The 23071-nt window shown below is 48.6% G+C and carries 20 protein-coding genes and 1 pseudogene; 18 read left to right on the top strand and 3 right to left on the bottom strand.

Going from position 1 to position 23071, the window contains the following annotated elements:
* Nucleotides 1-227 precede the first annotated feature (227 nt).
* The 7 genes from BMW55_RS12835 (at nt 228) to BMW55_RS12805 (ending at nt 6552) form a co-directional block, all read left to right on the top strand.
* Nucleotides 228-1424 carry an iron-containing alcohol dehydrogenase gene (locus BMW55_RS12835; protein ID WP_089969899.1) on the top strand — a complete coding sequence of 399 codons (1197 nt, stop codon included), beginning with the start codon at nt 228-230 and terminating at the stop codon, nt 1422-1424.
* 66 nt (nt 1425-1490) lie between these two features.
* Complete coding sequence (locus BMW55_RS12830) at nt 1491-2378, top strand: R2-like ligand-binding oxidase (protein WP_089969897.1); 888 nt, start codon at nt 1491-1493, stop codon at nt 2376-2378.
* A 322-nt stretch (nt 2379-2700) separates the two neighbouring features.
* The gene (locus BMW55_RS12825) at nt 2701-3645 is read left to right on the top strand and encodes an MBL fold metallo-hydrolase (RefSeq protein WP_089969895.1); all 945 of its coding nucleotides are present in this window, start codon (nt 2701-2703) and stop codon (nt 3643-3645) included.
* 38 nt (nt 3646-3683) lie between these two features.
* On the top strand, nt 3684-4442 hold the full coding sequence (locus BMW55_RS12820) for a beta-ketoacyl-ACP reductase (RefSeq protein WP_089969893.1): 759 nt from the start codon (nt 3684-3686) through the stop codon (nt 4440-4442).
* A 57-nt stretch (nt 4443-4499) separates the two neighbouring features.
* Nucleotides 4500-5663: an acyl-CoA dehydrogenase family protein gene (locus BMW55_RS12815; RefSeq protein WP_089969891.1), complete on the top strand. Its 1164-nt coding sequence runs from the start codon at nt 4500-4502 to the stop codon at nt 5661-5663.
* A gap of 32 nt (nt 5664-5695) precedes the next feature.
* The gene (locus BMW55_RS12810) at nt 5696-6121 is read left to right on the top strand and encodes a MaoC family dehydratase N-terminal domain-containing protein (RefSeq protein WP_089969888.1); all 426 of its coding nucleotides are present in this window, start codon (nt 5696-5698) and stop codon (nt 6119-6121) included.
* 14 nt (nt 6122-6135) lie between these two features.
* Nucleotides 6136-6552: a MaoC/PaaZ C-terminal domain-containing protein gene (locus BMW55_RS12805; RefSeq protein WP_244527558.1), complete on the top strand. Its 417-nt coding sequence runs from the start codon at nt 6136-6138 to the stop codon at nt 6550-6552.
* Between the two features lie 16 nt (nt 6553-6568).
* Here BMW55_RS12805 and BMW55_RS19030 read toward each other — a convergent pair whose 3' ends face one another.
* Entirely contained in the window at nt 6569-6811 is a 243-nt protein-coding gene (locus BMW55_RS19030; protein WP_139179495.1) for a hypothetical protein, read from the bottom strand.
* 88 nt (nt 6812-6899) lie between these two features.
* Here BMW55_RS19030 and BMW55_RS12800 point away from each other — a divergent pair, with 88 nt between their 5' ends.
* Entirely contained in the window at nt 6900-8540 is a 1641-nt protein-coding gene (locus BMW55_RS12800) for a long-chain-fatty-acid--CoA ligase (protein WP_089969884.1), read from the top strand.
* Nucleotides 8541-8864: 324 nt separating this feature from the next.
* Here the strand turns inward: BMW55_RS12800 and BMW55_RS19965 are convergent.
* Nucleotides 8865-8996, bottom strand: a pseudogene (locus BMW55_RS19965) (aminoglycoside 6-adenylyltransferase); the annotation flags it as partial.
* 358 nt (nt 8997-9354) lie between these two features.
* Between BMW55_RS19965 and BMW55_RS12790 the strand changes: the two are divergent.
* Together BMW55_RS12790 and BMW55_RS12780 are read left to right on the top strand one after the other, a co-directional pair.
* A complete protein-coding gene (locus BMW55_RS12790; RefSeq protein ID WP_244527557.1) occupies nt 9355-10833 on the top strand; it encodes a flavin monoamine oxidase family protein in 1479 nt (492 codons plus the stop codon).
* Nucleotides 10834-11171: 338 nt separating this feature from the next.
* Nucleotides 11172-11873 carry an N-acetylmuramoyl-L-alanine amidase gene (locus BMW55_RS12780; RefSeq protein WP_089969878.1) on the top strand — a complete coding sequence of 234 codons (702 nt, stop codon included), beginning with the start codon at nt 11172-11174 and terminating at the stop codon, nt 11871-11873.
* A 38-nt stretch (nt 11874-11911) separates the two neighbouring features.
* On the opposite strand, the gene BMW55_RS12775 is transcribed toward BMW55_RS12780, so the two are convergent.
* Nucleotides 11912-12949 (bottom strand): CapA family protein, encoded by a 1038-nt coding sequence (locus BMW55_RS12775; RefSeq protein ID WP_170839920.1) that lies wholly within the window; start codon nt 12947-12949, stop codon nt 11912-11914.
* A 453-nt stretch (nt 12950-13402) separates the two neighbouring features.
* Between BMW55_RS12775 and asnS the strand changes: the two genes are divergently transcribed.
* The 8 genes from asnS to BMW55_RS12735 all read left to right on the top strand — a co-directional run bounded on the left by asnS (nt 13403) and on the right by BMW55_RS12735 (nt 22870).
* Nucleotides 13403-14695: an asparagine--tRNA ligase gene (gene asnS / locus BMW55_RS12770; RefSeq protein ID WP_089969873.1), complete on the top strand. Its 1293-nt coding sequence runs from the start codon at nt 13403-13405 to the stop codon at nt 14693-14695.
* A 110-nt stretch (nt 14696-14805) separates the two neighbouring features.
* Nucleotides 14806-15531, top strand: coding sequence for a DnaD domain-containing protein (locus BMW55_RS12765; protein ID WP_170839919.1), 726 nt, complete (start codon nt 14806-14808; stop codon nt 15529-15531).
* A 103-nt stretch (nt 15532-15634) separates the two neighbouring features.
* Nucleotides 15635-17839 (top strand): YheC/YheD family protein, encoded by a 2205-nt coding sequence (locus BMW55_RS12760; RefSeq protein ID WP_089969868.1) that lies wholly within the window; start codon nt 15635-15637, stop codon nt 17837-17839.
* Between the two features lie 315 nt (nt 17840-18154).
* Complete coding sequence (locus BMW55_RS12755) at nt 18155-19450, top strand: ammonium transporter (protein WP_280139776.1); 1296 nt, start codon at nt 18155-18157, stop codon at nt 19448-19450.
* A 21-nt stretch (nt 19451-19471) separates the two neighbouring features.
* Nucleotides 19472-20551: a DUF294 nucleotidyltransferase-like domain-containing protein gene (locus BMW55_RS12750; RefSeq protein WP_089969865.1), complete on the top strand. Its 1080-nt coding sequence runs from the start codon at nt 19472-19474 to the stop codon at nt 20549-20551.
* Between the two features lie 167 nt (nt 20552-20718).
* A complete protein-coding gene (locus tag BMW55_RS12745; protein ID WP_089969860.1) occupies nt 20719-21438 on the top strand; it encodes an exonuclease domain-containing protein in 720 nt (239 codons plus the stop codon).
* Nucleotides 21439-21486: 48 nt separating this feature from the next.
* On the top strand, nt 21487-21666 hold the full coding sequence (locus BMW55_RS12740) for a hypothetical protein (RefSeq protein ID WP_089969858.1): 180 nt from the start codon (nt 21487-21489) through the stop codon (nt 21664-21666).
* A 40-nt stretch (nt 21667-21706) separates the two neighbouring features.
* The gene (locus BMW55_RS12735) at nt 21707-22870 is read left to right on the top strand and encodes an iron-containing alcohol dehydrogenase (RefSeq protein WP_089969856.1); all 1164 of its coding nucleotides are present in this window, start codon (nt 21707-21709) and stop codon (nt 22868-22870) included.
* Nucleotides 22871-23071 lie beyond the last annotated feature (201 nt).

Genomic DNA, 23071 nt, shown 5'->3' with positions numbered 1-23071 from the left:
AATTATAGCAGATTTTTGTTCGCTAAAAGCCTGTATGAGTGATGAAAACCATGTGATCAGAAGAAAAAGGATTCAAAGATTGGGTTGAAAATTTTAACAACAAACCGAAGGGGATGGAGATCACCAACATCCGGTTGGTCGGGGGATTAAGAAAGAACTATTATCCGAGCTTGAATCCGCAACTGAGGAAAAAGGGTAAACAACTCTTTATGAGCGGGTGATCGTACATGACAACCTCCTTTTTTCGCTTTTCTTTGCGAACGGATATTTACAGCGGATCAGGAGCACGAACCATGCTCCCGGAATTGATTCGGGGGCTCGGCGGTAGAAGGGCGGTCCTCTTTACGGACAAGGGAGTAACCAAAGCGGGTGTGACCGATCAAATTAACATCATCTTTGAGCAGGTGGCAGGGCCGGTCCAACTGGCCGGAGTGTTTGATGAAATTGTACAGGATGCAAAAGCATCGATTGTCAACCAGGCAGCACAGTTTGTGAAGACTTGTAACGCGGATACGCTGATCGCGCTCGGCGGCGGCAGCGTGCTCGATACAGTCAAAGGTGTAAAGTGGTTGCTTCATAAAGGGCAACCGGATATTCGCAATATTCTTCAAGACAATGTCCTGGAAAATTGGCCCGAAGCCGGCCCGATCCCGATCACGCACATCGCGATCCCGACAACGGCCGGTACAGGTTCCGAGATTTCACCTATTGCCGTGATCTTTAACGAACAGCTTCAGCTGAAGACAAACCTGATTCATCCTTTTATCAGCGCAGACGTGGCCATTCTCGACCCTGAGCTGACCGTTCACCTGCCTCCGCGGATCACCGCCTTCACAGGATTTGACGCGCTGACGCACGCGGTGGAAGCTTATTTTTCCCCAAAAGCCAATCCGATGACCGATGCTTTTGCGCTTCATTCGATCCGGCTGATCATTGACAATCTGCCGAACGCAGTCACCCGTGGGGATCATCTGGAAAGCAGGGCGCAGATGCTGATCGCCAGCTCGATGGCCATCGCTGCTTTTACCCTTTCAATGGCTGTGATTCCGGTGCACAACTTCGCTCATGTGTTTGGCGCCAAATTCGGCATCCCGCATGGGCTGGCAAATGCCGTTTTGCTGCCGAATGTAATGGCTGGTTTGCCGGACCTTTATTTACCCAGAATACAAGATTTCGTCCGCTTGCTGGGAATTGCCGTGCCTTCTCAGGATGCGGAAGCATGTTTGAGCCGTTTTGTGCAATTTATCCGGGATTTTCGCAAAAATGTGGGTTTGCCGGATACGTTTGCCGAATTTAAACTGAATGGGGACCAACTACAAGGGCTGGTTTCGCGTGTCCAAACGGATCCGGCCGGGATAGCCTATCGAATACCGGAACAAGTCATTGTCAAAGTGATCAAAGAGGTATCCGGGTTGGATCGTTAAAACCGATGATTATAGAAAATTTATAATCATCATAAATAAAAACATTTATTCAAGGAGGTTTTCATGATGAGAGAGAAAATTATCACCACCAGTACCAGGGGGATTAACCAGGAGCTGTTTCCTTATCAGCTCTATAAAAAGGCCAAGCGGTTCGGTGTTTGGAATCCTGAAGATATCGATTTCAGCCAGGACAAGGAAGATTGGAAGAAGCTCACAGATCGGCAGAGAGAAGAGACGCTCGGACGGGTTGCCGCGTTTTTGGGGGGAGAGGAAGCGGTAACGTTGGATTTGCTCCCGATGATTATGGTGATTGCGAAAGAAGGCCGGATTGAGGAGGAGATGTACTTAACCACTTTTTTATTTGAAGAGGCGAAGCACACCGAATTTTTTCGCCTTGTTTTGAATGAACTTGGGGAGACGGGAGACTTGTCTGATTTTGGGGAGGCCTACCGGAAAGTTTTTTTTGAGATTCTCCCGGAGACGATGGAGAGGCTCATCCATGACCCGTCACCGGAAGCGTTAGCAGACGCCTCAACCGTATACAATATGTTCGTCGAAGGTGTATTGGCGGAAACTGGCTACTACGCCTTTTATGAAGGGCTAAACAAAGCAGGGCTGATGCCGGGATTAATGAAAGGGGTGGGATATATCAAAACGGATGAAGCCCGGCACATCAGTTACGGAACATTTCTGTTGCAACGCTTAATTTGTGAACATCCTCATCTGTATGATCGGGTCATCCGGAAGCTGCAAGAACTGGCACCTCTGGCTGAGAAGGTTGTAGGGCGGGATTTGGATGAAACAGTGGAGACTGCCTTTGGCATGAAGATCGGGGATTTTATAAATTATGCCAGAAAGCAGATGGCTGTACGGATTGAAATCTTAGCCCGGGCCAAGCATTTGTCAATGGAAGAGATTTATAAAAACTCAGGCCGGAATGTCGATGCAACCTGAACCATTCAACGAATTTTCGGAGAAAGATCGGACCTTGCTGTTCAAAAGTATGGAACAGCAACGATTCAAATTTGAATCATTCATTCAATCGTTCATTAGCGAATAAACGGTTAGAACCACCGATTTCTAAAGAATAATTCAATTCTGCATTATTTTTGATTTAGCGGTCGATCGAACATTCGCTGATTCCTTCTTGTTGTTGCTTTGATGGGAATGGCATGAAAATTGCACTACAAGACAGTATAGGAAAAAATCTCGAATCATTGAGCTGTCTGCGGAGGAGCAACTCCTCTTTCAAACAGGAGCCGGAAAGGGGGAATCAATGATTTCTGACATCGTCCAATTCAAGATTCCCACTTCGTTTGCGAAAGGAAGCGTCAATGCCTACCTCCTTTTGGGGAACCCCGTCACTCTGGTGGATACGGGGATTCCGGGGCGAGAATCCGCTCTGCGGATCAAAGAAGGCCTGGCCTCCGTCTCCCTTTCATGGCGGGATGTAAAGCAGATTGTGATTACACATATGCATCTCGATCATACGGGCGGTGTCGAAGCCATTCAAAAGGAAACAGATGCTCCTGTCTATGTCCATGAGCGTGCCGGCTTCGCTCTTCGCGGAGGAAGAACAGAGTTTGAACGGACAGACACATATCTTCTTTCGTTCTTCGAAAGTTGCGGAGCGGGAGATGCGCTGGTTTATAAGCACCGGTACCGTGAAACAAGTTGGAAAAATGTTCGCTATGTCGCTGACGGAGATACGGTTTCGGCAGGTGGACGTCACTGGAATGTCATCTATGTTCCGGGGCACAGTCAGACGGATATCTGCCTTTGGGATCCCGTCACCGGTGATGTAATGGTCGGGGATTTCCTATTAAAGGACATTTCCGCAAACGCTTTCATCGCTGCTCCTGATCCGCCCGCGGAGGAACGCCCCAAACCGTTATTGCAGTTGAGGGAATCGTTCCGGCGGGTTTATGGTTTACCCTTTAGAATGGTATATCCCGGACACGGAGTTCCATTTACCGGTCATTGTCAGTTGATCGATCAAAGATTTGCCGAGCAGGCAGAACGTTGTGAACAAATTTTGCGCCTGTTGCATTCCGGGCCGCGCACGGTGTACGAAATCAGTTGTCAGTTGTTCCCGTGGCTGAAGCAAAACCAACTGTTTTTAGGATTATCGGAAGTTCAAGGCCATTTGGATCTCTTGGTGGAGCAGTCGCGGGTGTACGTGGAGCGACGCGGAAAGATCAACATCTATAGGGTTTTATAATATTCCTGTCAGCGAGACTATCGAGGGAGGTTGAAAGTATGAAGCGATTGGAAGACAGAGTGGCGATCGTTACAGGGGCCGGCCGGGGAATTGGGGCGGCCACTGCCATTCGGCTGGCACAGGATGGCTGCAGGGTGGGGGTATTGGATCTGAAAGAGGAGTTTTGCGGCGAGACGGTACAAGCCATCCGCGAAGCAGGTGGTGAAGCCATCCCGGTCGGTTGTGACGTCACTGATGCCGGGCAGGTGGAGAGGGCCGTGGAGCAAGTTGTCTCTCATTTTGGCCGGTTGGATATTCTCATCAATAACGCAGGTGTCACCCGCGACAATCTCCTGTTCAAGATGTCGGAAGACGACTGGGATACGGTGATGGATGTACATCTCAAAGGAAGTTTTTTAGCCAGTCGGGCTGCTCAGAAGTATATGGTTCAACAGCGGTACGGAAAAATCGTCAACATCAGCAGCAACTCTGCGTTGGGAAACCGCGGACAGGCGAATTATTCTGCTGCCAAAGCGGGGTTGCAGGGATTCACCAGGACGCTGGCTATTGAGCTCGGTCCTTTTAACATCAATGTCAATGCGGTTGCCCCCGGATACATCGTCACCGATATGACCAGGCAGATGGCCGAACGCATCGGAATGGACTTTCATGAAAATCAAAAACTGGCTGCGGAGCGAATTCCGCTGCGCCGGGTGGGACAACCGGAAGATATCGCCAATGTTGTGGCCTTTTTAGTCAGCGATGATGCCGGTTATGTATCCGGACAAGTGATTTACGTAAACGGTGGAAGCCGGTAAGCCTGGGATTGGACAGAGTTTTAAATTTTTTCACGGGTTGGAGGCGGGGGATCCGGGATGGAATTTACCTTGACCGAAGAGCAGAAAATGGTGCAGAGGACGGTTCGGGAGTTTGTAACCAAAGAGTTAATGCCGCTCGAACAAGAGGTATTGCGAAATGAACGTGAAGGACGGCCGGGGATTCCTGCTGAAGAGATCAAAAACCTTCAGCTGAAAGCGAAGAAACTGGGGTTCTGGGGAATCAACACACCGGAAGAGTATGGCGGTGCCAATCTGGGTCCGGTGATGACGGCATTGATTACGATGGAATTAGGCAGAACTTTCATACCCTTTCGATTTGGTGGATCTGCGGATAATATTCTTTACTATTGCAATGAGAAGCAAAAGAAAAAATATTTACTGCCGGTGATTAACGGAGAGCGAAAATCTTGCTTTGCATTGACAGAGCCGGGAGCCGGTTCGGATGCGGCGAATATCCGCATGTCGGCGGTAAAAGACGGAAGCGACTGGGTTTTAAACGGCGAAAAAATATTTATTACCAATGGCAATGAGGCGGATTTTGCGATGGTGTTCGCAGTGACGGACAAAGAGAAGGGGGTGCGCGGCGGAGTCACCTGCTTCCTGGTTGACCGTGAGATGGGATGGCGTTCGGAGTACATTCCTACGATGGGAGACTGGGGACCGGCCTCTCTGATCTTTGAAAACGTCAGGGTTCCGGAGGAAAATATTCTCGGCGAGCCGGGGAAAGGTTTTGAGCTGGGGATGAAGTGGATCGGGCAAGGGCGCTGGATGATTCCTGCCCGAGCCGTCGGGACGGCTGAGCGACTGCTGCAAATGGGAATCGATTACGCCAAAACGCGTGTGACTTTTGGAAAACCGATCGCCGAACGCCAGGCGATCCAGTGGATGATCGCCGACTCCGCGGTCGAAATCGAGGCGACCAAGTGGCTGGTTTTACGCGCGGCATGGATGGCAGAAAAAGGGCTGGATGCACGCCACCAATCTTCGATTGCCAAATTGTACGGGGCCAATATGGCATACCGGGTTGTCGACCGGGTGCTGCAAATTCACGGAGGGATGGGTTATACCAAGGAATTGCCCATCGAACGCTGGTATCGCGAAATCAGATTGTGGCGCATCTATGAAGGCACGGACGAAATTCAACGCTATATTATTGCCCGCAACTTACTTAAGGGGCATGTCAAGATCGGGGAATGGTGATAATCCTTCGGCCGTAAAAGGAGGAGATCGGTTTGCTGATTGATCGGTCTGTCATCGGCAGTACGAGCGAAACGAGAGTTTTTGAAGTGGAGAAGGGGGCTATTCGGGCGTTTGCCCATGCCATCGGTGATGAAAATCCGCTTTATACAGATGAGGATTTTGCCAGACAACACGGGTACAAAAGCATCGTGGCCCCACCCACCTTCCCCACTACGTTTCGGATTCCGATACCCAATCTTACATTTGAATTGAGCCGCGTATTGCACGGCGAACAGGAATACAGTTACAATCGGCCGATTGTGGCGGGGGATGTCTTGCGTTGTGAAAACAAAGTGATCGACGTCTACGAACGGACAGGAAAGCTGGGAGCGATGACGTTTCTCGTGACCGAAATGCGGGGATGGGATTTGGAAGGCAACCCGGTGTTTCGCGGGAAGAGCACGGCCATTCTTCGATGACGGGAGGGAGAGTAGTGGAAAGCAGGGACTGGAATCAGCTTGAAGTTGGACAGGAGTTGGAACCGCTTGTGAAGCCGGCGGTTGAAAAAGTGCAGTTGGTTAAGTACGCCGGAGCTTCCGGGGATTTCAATCTGATCCACACGGATGTGGAAACCGCACGTAAAGTCGGGTTGCCAGGCGTCATTGCCCACGGGATGCTGAGCATGGGATTTCTCGCTCAATATGCGGGGCAATTAGCGGGAACGTATGGATTTGTCAGCCGGTTGAAAGTCCGGTTCAAAGAAATGGTATTTCCGGGTGACATTCTTACCTGTCGGGGCAGGGTGACGGCCAAAGAGGAGCATCCACGAACGGTTGACTTAGCGATTTTCGCCGAGCGGGAACCGGGAAAAGTTGTCACAGTTGGGGAAGCGACGCTGACATACTACTGATGTTGGTATGTTGCCATCAGTCGCAGATAGTCCGGCCAGTTGAGACAAATCGCTGGTAGGGGGCGAATGGCTTCGTTCCGGACACGACAGGAGTCGGTTGTTTTTCTCGTTGCACTCTCGGAACTGTAGGTGTATCCATCTGGCAGAGGCGCAGGGGACGGCTGTTGTTGATCGCTATTCCGGGCAATTTTTGATCGCCGTACAAATTGCCTTTGGACAAAGTCGGAAGCATCCGGGGTGAAGCCGGAGTCGATTTCATCCCGATCACCGACTTCGTTTTTTATGAATGACAGTAGGGAGCAACGACGGTTTTCACCTGTGAAAAACGGTTGACTGGAGGGTGTCGTATGTACAGACGCTGGCATCGGTCGTATCCGGAAGGTGTTCCTTATGAAGTTGAAATCCCATCCATCTCTCTGTATCAGTTACTGGAGCAATCGACTCGTGATTTTCCGGCAAACAAAGCGGTGGTCGACGGGGACAGGGAACTTACTTATGAGCAGTTGAAAGATGCGTGTGACCGCCTGGCGGCCGCTTTATACCGAAGGGGTTTCCGAAAGGGAGACAGAATGGCTTTGATGTTGCCCAACAGCATGGAGTACATCATTTCCTATTATGCCGTTCATCGATTAGGCGGTGTAGTTGTGCAAGTCAACCCCATGTATCAACCATCCGAATTAAAATTCCTGCTGCAGGATTCCGAAGCAACGTGGTTGATCGGCTGCCGGGCACAGACATCCAAATTGGACCAAGCCGGACTTGCCGATCAACTGACAGTTGTGTATGCCGACGATGCCAGCGGACAACCGGGAGATTTGTTTAAATGGATCACAGAGGAAAACAATGAATTACCGCCTTTGGATATAAACGCACAGGAAGATCTCGCGGTGCTTCAATACACAGGCGGTACCACCGGAACACCAAAAGGGGTTATGCTTACTCATTTCAACTTGGTGAGTGTAGTTTATCAAACTTTTGTCTTTTCAGGGGGATTACGTAAGCCGGGGGAACGCATCCTGGGTATGCTGCCGCTCTTTCATGTATATGGCATGAGCAGAATGAACACGGCCATTTTTAATGGACAAACTTATATCTGTATGGCGAGATTTGAAGTGAATCACCTGCTTGACTTGATTCGCCAACACCGGCCGACCATTTTTCCGGCGGTTCCGACTGTTTATATCGCTTTATTAAATCATCCGGGTTTGCAACCGGGAGACCTGGACTCCATTCAGAATTGCGGCAGCGGTTCAGCCCCTTTACCTGTTGAAGTGATCCGTGAATTTGAGCGGAAGACCGGACTCCCGATTATGGAAGGATATGGCTTGTCTGAAACGTCACCAACGACCCATGTAAACCCGGTTGGCCGAAGGAAGGTTGGCAGTATCGGGCTGCCGATTCCAAATACGGATTGTAAAATTGTAGATGTTGAAACCGGGATGCGGGAATTGCCTCCGGGTGAGCCCGGCGAGCTGGTGATTAAGGGACCGCAAGTGATGAAGGGGTACTGGAAAAAGCCAGAAGAAACCGCGTTGGTGTTAAAAGACGGATGGTTCTATACAGGTGATATTGCCAAGATGGATGATGAAGGCTATTTCTATATCGTCGGCAGAAAGAAAGAGATGATCATCGCCGGGGGATACAACATATACCCTATAGAAATCGAGGAAATTCTCTATCAACACCCGGCAGTGGGTGAGGCTTGCGTGTACGGGGTTCCCGATCCTTACAGAGGTGAAACAGTCAAGGCGGTGATTGTTCCCAAAAAGAATACCAGCTTAACGGAAGAGGAAATCGCCGATTGGTGCAAGGAGCGACTGGCTAAATACAAGGTTCCGCGCTGGATTGAATTCAGGAGTGAACTGCCGAAGTCAACCGTCGGAAAAATTCTTCGTCGCAAGTTGCTCGAGGAAGAGCAAGAAAAGCAGAGGTTGTCGGGGGAGGATCGGCAGGAAGAATCCGGATCGCCGGAGAGTGGGGAACGTTGAAAAAGCTCTCCGCCCTGCAGTTGATGGGGGCATAATGCAGGCGGTTCGGCGTACACGAAATTCATGAATGTAGCTATACGGCTCTAATAGTACGGACATACCCAGCAAGATGTGGTGACTTCACGTTTAGAAGTGTTTTTATTCTGATTAACTTAGGCTCCGCTTCCGCAAACAAGGCGATCGATTTGATGTACCGGCTGATGGTAACTGCAAAAAATTAAGTGAATCCGCCGTGCCCCCCACACGGCGGGAAATTACCCAGTGATTCTTAAAATATAGTCTTTGCGTCTCGCGGCAGTGCTCTTATGTGTTTCAGGTAATCCGTCACCTGCCGATCATCCTCATAAGGAAATTCAAATCAAAATGTAGTGCCACTTTGATTGCGGTTTGCCTAAAAAGATCACACATTACAAAAAGTGACTCCCACATATGCTGATATTTTCCATCAGGAAACGTTTTGACGAATGTCGATCCCCCTTAAATACCGGATGAAAAAATGGATTTTGTTTATTCTCCGGCTTGTTGCGCATCAATAATGACCATTTCCCTTTAACCGGTTCATTTCCTTCACAAACCTGTGCAAATTAAAACCTGCCGATGAAAGTTAGATTACGGTCCCATTTCCGGACTTTAGTGTTGTCTGGAAAAGAACATCGAACCGTTTCTGAGTGACATGAGAAAAAAGCCCGGTGGATGGGCTTTTTGGTGTTTTGCGGGATTTGAATGACGATTTTCCAAGGCGAGCTCTATACTACTTTTTCTCCTGTTACATAAATATATATCATTACAAATCCTTATGGTAAGGAGGGATATGATGAGTTCCCCCTCCACAGAGCAAATGATTTCCATCATCCGGGAAGGACTGGGAATAACGGATACCCCGAAGAGTGTGATTATCGTCGGAGCGGGAATGGCCGGATTGGTCGCCGGTTCATTATTAAAGCAAGCCGGGCACCAAGTGACCATCCTGGAGGCTTCCGACAGGGTAGGCGGAAGAATTTACACCATCCGCGATCCTTTTACCCATGGATTGTTTTTTGAAGCAGGTGCCATGCGTATTCCCAACACTCATCCCTTGATTCGGGAATATATTTCAAAATTCGGGATTCCCACGGTCCCCTTCATCAACACGACTCCGGAAGACTGGATCTATGTAAACGGTGTCAAAGTCCGTCGCCGGGAGTACGAGCAAAATCCTGATGTTCTCCGTTATCCGGTTGCTCCTCGGGAAAGGGGAAAAACAGCCGAAGCATTATTTAGACAAATTATCCAACAGGTCCAGACCCTTTTTCGCAGAACTCCGCGTAAAAACTGGCCGGCGATTACCAGAGAAATGGAAAGGCTTCCCCTTGACACTTTCTTAAAAGATAACCCTTATGGCATCAACTTATCCGTCGGTGCGGTCGAAATGATTAAAGTTCTGTTGGATGTCCAGGGAATAAAAGAATTGTCTTTTTTGGATGTTGTTCGGCTTATGATCAACTTCCTGAATCCGGACATCCGTTATTACTCGATGAAAGGAGGAAATGATCGTCTTCCTTATATGTTGTATAATGAATTGAAAGAAAACATCCACTTTCGGCAAAAAATGACCCGCATTGTTTATCATGAAAATCAAATCGCCATCCATACTGAGGACACCAAAACGAAAGAGCGGTATATATATACAGCCGATTATGCCATTATCGCTATACCCTTTTCCGCTTTGCGGATGGTCGACGTAGTCCCGTTTCACGCTTTTTCACATAATAAACGAAAAGCCATTCGCGAATTGCATTACGTTCCGGCGACTAAAATCGGCATCGAGTTCAGAACGCGATTTTGGGAAAGAGAAGGGATTTTCGGCGGCCAGACGGTTACGGATCTCCCGATCCGATTCACATACTATCCTACGAATGAATACGGAGAGCAGGGTCCGGGCATTTTGTTGGCGAGCTACACATGGGAGGACGACACCTTGGTATGGGACAGTCAATCCAATCGGGAGCGGTTGAAACAGGCGCTGCGAAATTTAGCCAACATTCACGGAGATGTGGTTTACCGGGAATTTGTAACGGGCGTTTCAAAAAGTTGGAGCCAGGATCCCTATATCGTCGGTGACTTTGTTGTCTTCAGACCCGGAGAGGAATCTGAGCTGGGACCCTATCTCGCTACTCCGGAAGGCAGAGTTCATTTTGCCGGCGAGCACACCTCCTCCACCCGCGCCTGGATTGAAGGAGCGATCGAATCCGGGATCCGGGCCGCTTATGAAGTGCATCACGTTCCCGCAGAGGAGTCAATCCATTCTCTTTGAACCAATCATGGGGGAAACGCCATTGGTTGGATTTTTGTTATTCGTCACAAAAGGATAGTGAATGCATTCCTGGCTTCTTTTCTCTTCTCTCTGGTCATTGCGCATTTGTTGGATGTTCTTGTCATTAGAAAGATTCAAAGAGAGAAAATGGGCGGGATCATGAAAAGGGGTCATTATTTTCTGAAACATTCGCAGGCGCGATGGGGAGCGCCTTTTTTTCTTGGCAAAGAGGTTTCCTTAATCTTCGATATGGCTTTTGTTTCTTCACTGGGATATTGTTGATTTAGGGAAACAAGTGGTGTTTTTGCGTTTATAATAGAGAAAGGATGTGAGGAAGAATGTCATTCAAGATCATGATTGACCCGGGACATGGCGGGCATGACTCTGGTGCCATCGGAAATGGATTGCGTGAAAAAGACTTGACGCTGGCGGTGAGTAAAGCCATCAAACAAGAACTTATGAATTATGCCGGAGTAGAAGTGCGTCTGACCCGAGAAAATGACCGCTATGTGGATTTGGCGGACCGTTGCGCGATGGCCAACCGCTGGGGAGCTGACTTTTTCCTGAGCATCCATATCAACTCAGGCGGCGGTAACGGGTTTGAATCTTATGTATATCGGGCGGCATCCGCCAAGTCCAGAACAGCGCAAGATCAGATTCATGCCGCAGTAACGGCTGTCACCAACGCAAAGGGATGGAAGGACCGAGGCAAGAAAGAAGCCGGATTTTATGTGATTAAGAATACAAGAATGCCCGCTCTGTTAACAGAAAACGGCTTTATTGATACGGAAGGGAACGCGGACGACTTAAAACAGACCGGTTTTATCCAGGCGTTAGCTGTTGCCCATGCGAAAGGGATCGCTGCGGCGTTCGGGCTTAAACGGAAAGTTCCTACTCCGCCCCCTCCATTCTATGATCTGGTCATTAATGATGAAGGTGTGGCAAGAGTGAGTGCCCGAAATCCGGATGAATTGGCTGCGGCGGTGAAAAAGTTTGTGTTGCAAAAGGTGGATAAAATCATACTTGAAAAAAGGAAGTAGCTGACAGAGAGCCGGCCGGGACGTTTCGGCCGGACATGTTATTTACCGTGGCATTTCAACAAACAAGCGGGAAGCGATCCGTTCCGCTTCATCTGTTTTTGTACATGATCCCATACAGTGCGCCACTTCACCATGCTGATTCCCGGATAGGAGGGCAGTTGCTTTGGTTGCCTGTTTTCCACGGGGAGAATGACATACTGTCTTTTGCCGTTTTGTCTGTATTTATGAACATAGGTCGGCAGGAAGGAGACATTTTTCAAAACGGTTTGTTGCCTGACCGGATCTTTGGCGACATCAAAATATAAAATGACGCCCTCATCCGTAAAAGGGCCCGCTTGGTTGGAAATGAAATTGCCCAGCGAATAGACGATCCATTTTTCTTTTCCATTCATCCTGATTTTTTCAATCGGCTGCAGAACGTGGGGGTGGCTTCCCAAAACAATATCGGCTCCGTTTGCTAAAACTTGCCTGGCTGTTTGGATCTGAAACGCATCGGGTCGGCGCTGATATTCGATCCCAAAATGAAGGGAGACGCAGACGAAGTCAGCCCCTTGTTGGCGGGCTCTTTTAATGTCTTTCGCAATCTGCTCTCTGTCGATGAGATTGATTAAGTAAGGCTTGTCTTTTGGAACAGGGAGTCCGTTGGTTGATTGGGTATAAGCCAGGAAAGCCAAGATTATTCCGTTTTTTTTCAGATATGCGGCTTGTCTTATCTTTGGCGAAGGTGACGTGCCGGTCGCCTGGATTCCTTTTTGTTTGATTCGTTGATAGGTGCGAATCACCCCTTTTTCTCCTGTGTCCAGGGCATGGTTGTTGGCGGTGCTGACGATATCCACCCCGGCATCTGAAAGCGCATCGAGTAGTTCATCGGGAGAGTTAAAACGCGGATACCCGCTGTATGGCTTCGATTTTCCGGCCAGTGTTGTCTCCAGGTTGCCGATGGCGAGATCAGCAGTTCGAAGATACGGTTTTATTTCTTTAAAAAATGGGCGAAAATCGTAGCTGCCATCCGGTTGCATCCCTGCTCGGATTTGCGGCATATGCATCATGATATCACCGAAAGCAGCGATGCGCACCGTTTTTGGTTTCCGGGAAGAAATGCTGTTGCGGGACAGGGGTTTTTTAAGCGACGGATGAGGTCGTGAAGGGAACGGATCTTTATGAAGATCACCCGATGGGAGCAGAAACAGAAGGAGAATCAGGAAAACAGCGAAATAGATCATTTTTCTCAGAGAGCATCACCTTCATGTGAAACGGAAAGCATGACGATTTATTTTCATTATTAACCACTTTGCCCGGATCCTTTCAGGGATAAAGGAGGTTTCGTTGACTGGTTAAAATATGAAGTTGTATAATAAAAATCAGTGTCGCGATGGTATGAAGATATTCACCGTTGGAGTTTAGTTCAAACATCGTTGCCGATGGTCGGTAGATCACAAATTACAGAGATATAATAAGCTCTCACGGTCAGATTGCAAGTTTGGATATTATTTGCGAGCCGATCAGTTTTGAGATGGAGGTTTACATACGTGTTAACTACGATCAAAGAAGTGTCCGGACATGTCGGTAAGGAAATAAAATTAGGCGGATGGTTATACAATAAGCGGTCAAGCGGAAAAATTCAATTTTTGCAGCTTCGTGACGGGACGGGGTTTATCCAGGGAATTTTGGTTAAAAATCAAGTTTCACCGGAAGTATGGGAGCGGGCAAATAACTTAACCCAGGAAAGCTCTCTTTATGTATGGGGAGTGGTTCGTGAAGATTCGCGGGCTCCAAGCGGATATGAATTAGATGTGACCAATCTTGAGATCATTCAGATTGCTGAGGAATATCCCATCGCCAAAAAAGAACACGGGGTCGACTTCTTGATGGATCACCGGCACCTGTGGATTCGTTCCCCGCGTCAACGGGCGATTCTCGCCATTCGTGCCGAAATCATTCGCGCCATTCAAGGGTACTTGGATACGAACGGGTTTACTCTGGTAGATCCTCCGATTTTGACGCCATCGTCCTGCGAAGGGACAACCAATTTGTTCCATACCAAGTATTTTGATGAGGATGCCTTTCTCACGCAAAGCGGGCAGCTTTATATGGAAGCCGCGGCCATGGCTCTGGGCAAAGTGTATTCATTCGGTCCGACTTTCCGCGCCGAAAAATCAAAAACCCGCCGGCATTTAATTGAGTTTTGGATGATTGAACCGGAAATGGCTTTTGTCGATCATGAGGGAAATCTGAAAATCCAGGAAGAGCTGGTGGCTCATGTTGTACAGCAAGTTCTGGCCAACTGTGAACAAGAGCTCAAGACCTTGGGACGGGATCTCAGTGCACTGGAAAAGGTGAAAGCTCCATTCCCGCGCATCACCTATGACGAAGCGGTGGAGCTCCTGCACAGGGAAGGGTTCACGGATTTTACCTGGGGAGATGACTTCGGAGCCCCGCATGAAACGAAAATCGCAGAGAGTTTCGATCGGCCTGTATTTATTACGCATTATCCGACTGAAGTGAAAGCTTTCTACATGAAGCCTGACCCGAACCGACCGGAAGTGGTTCTCTGCGCTGATTTGATCGCTCCGGAAGGCTATGGGGAAATCATCGGCGGAAGCCAGCGCATAGATGATCCCGAGTTATTGAAACAGCGTTACGAGGAACATCATTTGCCGCTTGAAGCCTATCAGTGGTATTTGGATCTGAGAAAGTACGGCACGGTTCCGCATTCCGGATTCGGACTTGGCCTCGAGCGGACAGTGGCCTGGATTTGCGGCCTCGACCATGTGCGTGAGACGATTCCTTTCCCGCGCATGCTGAATCGTTTGTATCCGTGACAAAAATGGATAGGCATCGGTTTGTTTGCCGATGCTTTTTCATTTTTCAAGTCTGTTTCTACGCATGATGAGAGTGGTATAGTAGAGGGGGATAAGAGAGGTGGATGGGCATGGATCGAAAAGGGACGATACAAACCGCTCTGGTTCATCTCCTTGAGGAAGGCTCAATTTCCTTGCCCGTTGTATTGTTTACGGAATATAAGCGGGTGGGGCTTTCGGAGCAGGAAGTGATGCTCCTGATTCACATCATGTTATACCAGGAAAAAGAGCAGAAGCCTTTTCCGACAGTGAGTGAATTGGAAGAACGAATGAATTGTTCATCCGATGAGATCGTCCGCTTGTTACAGCAATTGGTCAGGGGCGGGTTTTTGCAGATTGAAGAAGAGGTTAACGAATATGGACTGCGCAGCGAACGTTACTCCACCTCACCGTTGCTTCAGCAGCTGGTCGCTTCGTTTATCAATCGGGAAAACGGGGATTCATCCTTAGAGGAAGAAGCATACAGCAACATCTTCCGCCTGTTTGAGCAAGAGTTTGGCAGACCCCTGTCCCCGATGGAATGTGAGATGCTCGGTCAGTGGATGGATGAAGATGGACATTCGGAAGAACTGATCGAGGCTGCGCTCCGTGAAGCTGTTTTCTGCGGAAAAGTGAACATTCGCTATATTGACCGGATTTTATTGGAATGGCAACGCAATCATATTCGCACTCCTGAAGAAGCGGTCGAATATTCTCGAAAGTTCAGACAGAAAGGCCTCTTATATCAATCGACAGTGAAGGAGAATAAACGAACGGCAACCAGTTTTTCTTTCTACAACTGGGTGAATCAAGAATGACGGAAAGCGATGGCTTTCCGTCTATTTTTTTATACATAGACAACTGTACTTTTTCTTCTTGTGCCACTGTGCATACATTAGGGAGGAAGGGAGGGGATTCTCTTTGACGAATACGGTGGGAATATTGATCAGCCGTCATATATTTCAAGATTGCCTGCGGGGGCGCTCCCCGTATGAATCTTTTGACTTATACACCCGATATGCAAAAAAAGAAGGACTACGGGCCATTTTTTTTACAGTTGATCATCTGTTGATGCGCCAGTTGCTCGTCAAAGGGTATGAACAAAAGGATGACGGAACTTTCGTGCAGCGGGTCATTCCCATCCCCCGAGTCATTCATAACCGGATCAAGCCTTCCGTTCCCTTGCCCGCATTTCAGCAATTGAAAAAAACTCCGGAGATCATTCTGTTTAATAGAGACAATCGCCTGGATAAATGGAGGGTACACCAAGCGCTGCTGACCGATTCAGGATTGAAACCGTATCTCCCGGAAACCCGGTTGTTGAATCTGAATACCTTTGAACAGATGAGCGCCCGGTATTCTTCCGTTTACTTAAAGCCAAGGGATAAAAGTCTTGGAATCGGTGTAAAGTGCCTGATTTTTACCGAGCAGGGAATCCAGGTAACCCATGCACAGGGCAGGCGTGAATTCATCCCGGACGGCAAACGGATCGGATGGCTGAAAAAAACGATTCGTCAGGAGCCGATGCTGATCCAGCAGGCGATTTCCCTCATCAGAACGGACGAGCAGCCCATTGATATAAGAGTAGCCGTACAGCGCGGAAGGGGCGGGGAGTGGAAGATATCAGGGATGGTGGCCAGAGTCGGCCCCGCAGGCGGAATCGCCACCAATGTGGCTGTGGGCGGGAAAGCGGAACGGTTGCTTCCAGTACTGGAGAGATCCGGAATATCGAAACCTGCACCCATCTTAAGCGAAATTGAAAAGGTTGTTTTGCATGCGGCCAATCGGTTGGCAAAGACCGACCCCAGTTTGGCTGATCTCGGGTTTGATGTGGCGATTGACCAGGATGGCCGGGTTTGGATCATCGAAGTGAATGGCCGTGATTTGCGGATTACTTTTCGTGGCGCCCGGGATACAGAGGCTTGGGAAAAAACATTTGCAACCCCTATGGAATACGCCGGCTATCTGCTCAGAAGACATGTGGGTCACAAGCGGGATCAACCTTCCGTGGCCATCATCACACCGGGAACTTTACCGGTCAGCACAAAAGGAAGCGGCTCGGTTGAAATCTCAGCACGGGAGATCGCGAAAGAAGTAGGCAAGCATCATGTTGTCTATTTGCTGGGAAAAGAGATACATCCGATGGAAAAAGTGCATGTGGTCCCGATGAACGCAAAAACAAGAAAAGGTTATCTGGAACAGACGGTCGGAAAACTTCGCTTGCTGATGCCGGATATTATCCAAGTGGAGAACCGTCCATTATGGATTAAACGGGTCAAACAATTGGGGCCCCGTCCAAAAAAGATTTTATTCCTGCATTCGGAAACCTTTTTGCAGCCGCCGTTCGCAAAACCGAGTGAAGTGGGCAAATATTTGCATCAATATGATCTCATCCTGACCAACAGTCAGTTTATGAAGCGCCAGCTCAACCAGCGTTTCTCCAATTTGGCCGAAAAAATAAAAGTGGTGCCGCTCGGGGTTGATTTAAATCGCTTTGCTTCCATTCATGAAGAGCCAGTCAAAAAACAACGCATCGAAAATCGCATGAAACACGGTCTTAACGGACGTCCGGTGATTTTGTTTGTGGGCCGGACGATTCCGAAAAAAGGAGTCCATCATCTGATCGATGCATTCATTCAAGTGCACAAAGAACATCCCGAAGCAGTATTACTCATCGTGGGCAGCAGTTATTACGGCAAAAATATCGAAACTCCTTATGTGCGAAATTTAAAAGAGAAGAGCAAAGAACTCGGGCAAAGCATTCGCTGGTGGCCGTTTACGCCTCATCATCAATTGCCCGCCATTTATCAAATGGCTGATATTCTGGTGACTCCTTCGATTGGAAGAGAAGCGTTTGGATTGGTCAACGTGGAAGGAATGGCCACGGGTTTGCCGATTCTCACGACCAAAGCGGGCGGAATCTCAGAAGTGGTGGCCGATGGAGTCAATGGACATCTCTTGCCTCTGGAGGGACTGACCGAGGGAATCGCCCGTACCTTAAATGACTGGCTGAAACAACCCTGGCGGCTGAAAGAGATGGGGAGAGAATCCAGAAAAAGGGCTGAAGATTTATTCAGCTGGAAGAGAGTAGCGGAGAATTTAAGCCAAATCTATCGAGCTTTATAATAGCCATAACCCTGTTTCTGTTTCAGAGGAGAACAGGGTTATTTGGTTTTTATCGATGCTTAAGGAAGCAAAAGATGAACATTTACGCGGACAAAAACTGAAAATAGGTTCAGACTGGTTTGTATCACAAACAATCTAAGAAACCATTCAACTTCCAAGAAAAGAATCTGATTTCCTGTACATTTTTATGTTAACTTTTTTCTTTTATATATGTAATATTATCTTACATATACCTTGAAAACCATTTTCGCGTGTGTTATCATGCAATCATAATCAATCATATGTTAAATTATATAACATAAAGAGGTGGGCAAAGTGAAAATAGCTGATGTGGCATTGGCAGTGGACACGGTTTGGGTGATGTTGTGCGCCATCTTAGTGATTTTTATGCAAGCAGGGTTTGCTTTACTTGAAGCGGGTTCAACGCGAATGAAAAATGCCGGGCATATTGCGGGCAAACAATTGCTCAGTTTTTCCATTGTCGCATTGTTTTTCTGGGCCTTTGGCTATGCTCTCACCTTCGGTGAAGGCAAATGGATCGGAACAACCGGTTGGTTTTTAAATATTCCGGCTGAGCCGGGCGCTCTGCCGACAGAAATTTTGTACTTATTTCAACTTTCCTTTGCTGCGGTTTCGTTGGCGATCGCATGGGGCGGTTTTGCTGAACGGGCGAAACTGAGTGTGTACATCGTGTTCGGTGCTTTGTATACGGTTTTGATTTACCCTGTCGTCGGTCACTGGATCTGGGGAGCAGAAGGCTGGCTTCATGAATGGGGGAAACAGGATTTTGCCGGTTCCACCGTCGTACATTTACAAGGGGGGATCGCCGCGCTGGTTGCAACTGTGATGTTAAAGCCGCGCTTGGGTAAATTTAACAAAGACGGAACTCCCAATCTGATTCCCGGGCATAACCAGGTGTATTCCGTTCTCGGAGTTTTGATCATCTGGCTTGGCTGGTTCGGATTTAACCCGGGAAGCACCTTGACCGCCATGGATGGATTTTTTGGCTACGTAGCTTTAACGACCAATCTGGCTGCTGCGGCAGGCGCTGTCGCCGCTATGGTCACCATTCGTATGCTGACGGGAAAAGCGGAAATCCCGACAATCTTAAACGGCGTGCTTGCCGCATTGGTCGCCATTACTGCCGCCTGTGCGTTTGTTGAGCCCTGGGCTGCTGTCATCATCGGGGCGGTTGCCGGTTCCTTGACTGTCTTTTCCGCCCTGTACTTCGAGAAAAAAGGAATTGATGATCCGATTTACGCTTTCTCGGTACACGGAGTGGCGGGAATCTGGGGTACGCTCTCGACAGGTTTCTTTGCTTCGCCGAGACTGGTCGAAAAAGTTGGTATCGGGAAAGCCGGTTTATTCTATGGAGGGGGATGGACCCAACTGGGGGTTCAGGCCTTGGGGGTAGCCGTTTCGGCGATTTATGTGGCGATCGTTTCCTTCCTGATTTTGTGGATCCTGGACAAAATCTCCGGCATTCGCGTTTCGGAAGAAGATGAACTGCTCGGTTTGGATCTGAGCGAGCACGGCAGCTACGGATATCCGGAGCAGCTCAGCGTCCCTCAGCCGGTGAAAGCGGCCGCTACACAAGAAGAAGCCAGTTAATGACAAGGCAGGTGATCCGCTTTGGACACCACGGGGCAAGAAGAATGGGGAGAGTATGAGCGGTTTATAAGCGAAATTCAAAAAGCGCTCGACTACGACCAGCTGTTGGAATTGCATCATGCCATGCCGGCCTGGATCCGTCGCTGTTTTTTGCATCGGCGCGTTCCAGGTTCCGTCGCTTGCAGAAGGATCAGCGAATGGCATGATAGGATGATCAAAAGAGTGATTCAACTAGCGGAAGAGAAGTTTCAAAGAAGAATCGGACAGAGGCTTCCGGCGTACAGCTGGATTGTATTTGGAAGCGGGGGCAGGGAGGAACCCACTTTTTGGACCGATCAGGATAATGGGCTCGTATACGACTATCCGGCAAATATAGAGCCTGAACAGGTAGATGAATGGTTTGTCAGGTTTTCTGACATAATTGTGACCGGGTTGGAAAAAGCGGGATACCCCTTCTGTGAAGGAAATGTGATGGCTACTAATCCCCGTTGGCGGGGCTCGCTTAAAAAATGGGAAAAGCAGTTTCAAACATGGGCCGCAGATCCCATCTCCCAACATCACCGGTTTCTTATGATTGCCGCGGATATGCGTCATATCTACGGGGACCCGTCTTTGGCGAACGACTTGCGGATTCTTTTAAGTCAAGCATTTCAACAACATCCCGGTGTGCTCAAAAAAGCAGCCGAATTTAACGCTCATCTTCCATTGCCGCTGGGCATTTTTGGACAATGGTATAAAGAGAGGTACGGGGAGCATGCAGGTAAGGTCAATGTCAAACAAGGCGGTTATCTGCAACTCACGGGAGCACTTCGGATCTTAAACTGCAAATACAGGGCGGAAAGGTCCTCATCCGCCGAAAGACTTAAAAAATTGTCGGAAGAAATAGATTCCCTTTTCAAGTACAGGAAAGAAATTCAAGAAAGTCTTGATTTGTTTCTCACCTTGCGTTTGCTTCAGCATGTAACGGATGAGGTGGAGGGGAAAAAGCCTGAGGATTATATCGACCCCCATCGGCTGGATCCTCAGTTGGAAAAGCAATGGAAAAAGGCGATTAAATGGGCCCGGTGGCTGCAGCAAGAGGCTTTGAAAAGAAGCAAGTAACGGCCAAAGCTGAAGTCATATTTAAAGATGTAGGTACGGTCGTGTCGGGAGACTGGACGCATGGGGAAGAATTTGAGCCCGGAGCTGGTCGATGAGGTCGAAAGAGCATGGACAGCCCGGTGGCAAGCATTTTAATAAAAATACATTGAAGAGGGTGGGGGGAAAGTGTGAATTGGAACCATCCGATCTTACGTTGGATGGGCAAGAAAGGAATCTTACCGCCCGGCAGCATAAGAAACGAAAATTTTCAACAGGAAGTTTATATACGCAATTTGATGAAGGATGTAAAAAACAGAATTTCCTTAAATACACCTCTGCAAGAGATTCATTTTTTAATCATTGACTTGGAAACGACCGGATTCCGGCCCTGGAGGGGAGATGAAATCATCTCGATTGGTTCGGTCCCTGTGATCAGTGGGGAGGTGCAAGAAGATCAGCTGTTTCATTCTTATGTTCGGCCGAACCGGGAAATTCCGGAAACGATTTCTCGTTTGACAGGCATAACGATGCGGGATGTGGAAGGAGCCCCATCCATTGAGCAGGCATTAAAAGCATGGCTGTCCCGTGTCCACGGAAAAACGTTGGTGGCATATGGAGCCAAGCATGATATGGCTTTTCTGCAGGCAGCGATGTCGAAATGCTGGGGTACACGTTTGACGAACCGGGTGCTGGACGGTTATCAGATTGCCCGGTGGCTCCATTCAGATTGGGTGGAACATCCTCTGGAGCGTGTGCTGAATCACTATGGCATTCCCGTTCACAGGAGGCACACGGCTGACGGAGATGCTCTTATGACAGCCAGGTTATGGTCGGTATGGATTCAGGTATTCAAAGAAAAAGGAATCAATACATTGGAAGATCTTTATGTCGCGTTAAGCCACAAGTGAAACCCTCTTCGCACAATGGGAGAGGGTTTCACTTGTGGCATTCTGCTATTGGAAGAAGCTGTCCCCATCTTCTTGACCGAAGGTCTGAATAGACGTGGTTATTCTGCTGAAGAAGTCCATGGTGATCTGTCCCAAGTCCGTCAGGATACGGTGATTCGCCGTTCTAAAGAAGGAATGATCGAACGGCCGGCGAAAAAACCAGGATTTTGTCCGTCCATTGCTTTATAATTATTTTGAGACTCGAACGATAAATAAGAGGTGGTCTGACATGGACGCATATGTATACCATAATCCGACGAAACTCATCTTTGGCAGGGGGAAATTGGAGGCTCTCAAAACGGAGATCCCTACATACGGCAAGAGAGTGCTTCTCGTCTATGGCGGGGGCAGCATCAAACGAAACGGAATCTATGATCGAACCATGGAGTGCTTAAAAGAGATCGATGCAGAGGTGTTTGAACTGGCAGGGGTGGAACCCAATCCGCGTCTGTCGACTGTGCACCGGGGAGTGGAAATTTGCAAACAGAAAAAGATCGATTTCCTGTTGGCAGTGGGCGGAGGAAGCGTCATTGATGCGACGAAAGCGATTGCCGTTGGCGCCAGATCCGAGGGGGATGTATGGGATATTATTTCGAAAAAGGCAGAAGCAACGGATGCGTTGCCGCTCGGAACGGTATTGACTCTGGCAGCGACCGGTTCCGAAATGAACGCCGGCTCTGTCATTACCAACTGGGAAACGAAAGAAAAATTGGGCTGGGGGTCTCCGCTTGTCTATCCCAAGTTTTCCATTTTGGACCCTGTCCATACCTTCACCGTTCCCCGCGACCAAACGGTTTACGGAATTGTCGATATGATGTCTCATGTACTGGAGAATTATTTCAGCCATTCGCCCAATGTCCCCCTGTTGGAGAGAATGTCGGAATCCCTGTTGATTACAGTGATGGAAACGGCTCCGAAACTCCTGGAGGATCTCGAAAACTATGAGTATCGGGAAACGATGATGCTGTGTGGAACCATGGCTTTAAACGGCATGCTGTCCCAGGGGATGATCGGGGATTGGGGAACGCACCGAATTGAACATGCTGTTTCAGCAGTGTATGACATCCCGCACGGAGGTGGGCTGGCGATTATTTTCCCCAATTGGATCCGATATGCATTGGATGTAACGACTCCGAAGATGAAGCAACTGGCGGTCCGTGTTTTTGGTGTTGATCCGGCAGGGAAAACGGACAGGCAAGTCGCTGAAGAGGGAATCGACCGGTTGCGGCAGTTTTGGAGCAGCATCGGGGCACCCAGCCGCCTGGCCGATTACGGAATCGATGATTCCAACTTGGATCTTATGGCGCAAAAAGCTGCTGACACGGGAACAGTAGGTCGATTTAAACCGTTGAATCTGGAAGATATCCGGGCCATTCTTAAAATGTCGCTATAAATAAGGGCTTTGATGTTTCCGCGTTTCGTGTAACAACGTAAAAAAATGTTGAAAAAACGATGAGACTGTTGGCAAAGCGAGTGTCAACAGTCTCATTTTTTGTTGATATAATAATATACGTAAGATTCTATAGATTTGGCTGACCGGAACATCCTGAACACAGCACATGGGAAGACTTCCATACACATGGCAGGAACCTCG

Origin of the sequence: Lihuaxuella thermophila (genome assembly GCF_900110165.1) — a bacterium.
GTDB classification, from domain to species: domain Bacteria; phylum Bacillota; class Bacilli; order Thermoactinomycetales; family Thermoactinomycetaceae; genus Lihuaxuella; species Lihuaxuella thermophila.
Note: the sequence above shows the minus strand (reverse complement) of the source record. Positions and strands in the feature narration are given on the sequence as shown.